Raw genomic sequence first — 1,349 nt, forward strand, 5'->3', positions numbered from 1 at the left:
TGCGTTTCGTTCGGTGGTTACGGCACTGTGCGGTAGCTTTTGTATTGCGTGCCTGCACCCCTTAACGCGGCGTTATGTGAATGGAGTCAACCTTGAAAATATCAGTTGTCAAAAGTGGTCAGATTGGGGCTTATGAAGCTGAACTTCATGCTCATCTAAACTCCGTTTTTGGCCAAGATTCCATGTTCATTTTCAATCGTGAGTTCGTCTGTGCAATTCTCATTGAAGACGATAATCAGATTATCGCTACTGGTTTTGCTTATAGTCGTTTAATGATGCAAGGCTCAATAAGCTTCAAAGGGGGCATAATTGGTGGTATTGCCATTACACCAAGTAAGCGTGGTTTGGGCTTAGCTAAAGTCATCGTGAAAGAACTCGATCGATGCTTAGTGTCTTTTGGGGTAACTCATTCTTTTCTCTTCGCTTATGAGCCAGATGTTTATCGAAGCTCAGGGTATTCGGAGTTAGTTTTGCCTATCCATTACTTCGACGTGCAGCAGAACAATTGGAATCAGTTTGTCTACCGTGGAGGTATGGTTAAGTCTTACAATGGCAGTCATGCTTTAAGCGATCAAGTCATTGAATTTAATGGTTGTGTGTATTGAACACTCTGAAAGAATTCACATAACAAAGCGTTCAAGAGGGATTTGGCACGCGTGGCATTTTTAGTATGCGTTGAGTTCAGTGTTTATGGCGCAATGCGGTAGCTTTTGTATTGCGTGCCGGCACCCCTTAACGCGGCGTTAGCTCCTTAAAGGCTGAAATCATCAAAATCCAAACTCAATTGTTCTGAAAAATCAGCTTTTAGAGTTCAGATTTCACAACTTGGCTTTCAAGTTTCTCTGATGCCGATTTGGTTGAAATTGCTGAAAGTTCAGCAGGTTCAAAGCCGCTGAAAACCCACAATCCTCGATGCTTCAAGGTTGTTGGATGTTCCACTCGGCAAGTTTGGTTTCACAAAAGGCTGCATCATCGCTGTGATCTTGCTTTCTTTGTCGCGGACTCTTAACCGTGGCCAACTTAGCCTAGATCGTTTTTAGTTTTGGTAGTCAACTTTACAGCTTTTGGCGTTGGACGTATGTTTATGTGATGCTTTTGCGTAAAATACCTTTCAAGAAAAATGGTTAAAAGTCATTTTGAAACAATAGGCTACGAAGCTAACAAACGCCTCAAGAGGGACTGTCAACGCGTGGCGTTTCCAGTCCCAATGAGTCGCGGTGGTTACGGTTGTTGTGTTTAAGTTTTGTGGTATGCGTTGCCAGCCCCTTAGGCGGGCGTTATGTTCACAAGATGGATTGTAGATATGGATGAAAAAGTACAAATAGCTTTTGGTGTTTGGGCGGGTGTTT

General features: G+C 43.1%; 1 protein-coding gene and 1 pseudogene. Both read left to right on the forward strand.

Annotation, left to right across the window (positions count from 1 at the left end; genetic code table 11):
• The first annotated feature begins 92 nt into the window (after positions 1-92).
• Positions 93-605, forward strand: a complete 513-nt coding sequence (locus tag LZU85_RS20820) for a GNAT family N-acetyltransferase (protein WP_237288447.1) — start codon at positions 93-95, stop codon at positions 603-605.
• A gap of 318 nt (positions 606-923) precedes the next feature.
• A pseudogene (locus tag LZU85_RS20975) lies at positions 924-1,049 on the forward strand (DUF645 family protein).
• Positions 1,050-1,349: the final 300 nt, after the last annotated feature.

The organism is Vibrio floridensis (genome assembly GCF_021852965.1).
GTDB classification, from domain to species: domain Bacteria; phylum Pseudomonadota; class Gammaproteobacteria; order Enterobacterales; family Vibrionaceae; genus Vibrio; species Vibrio floridensis.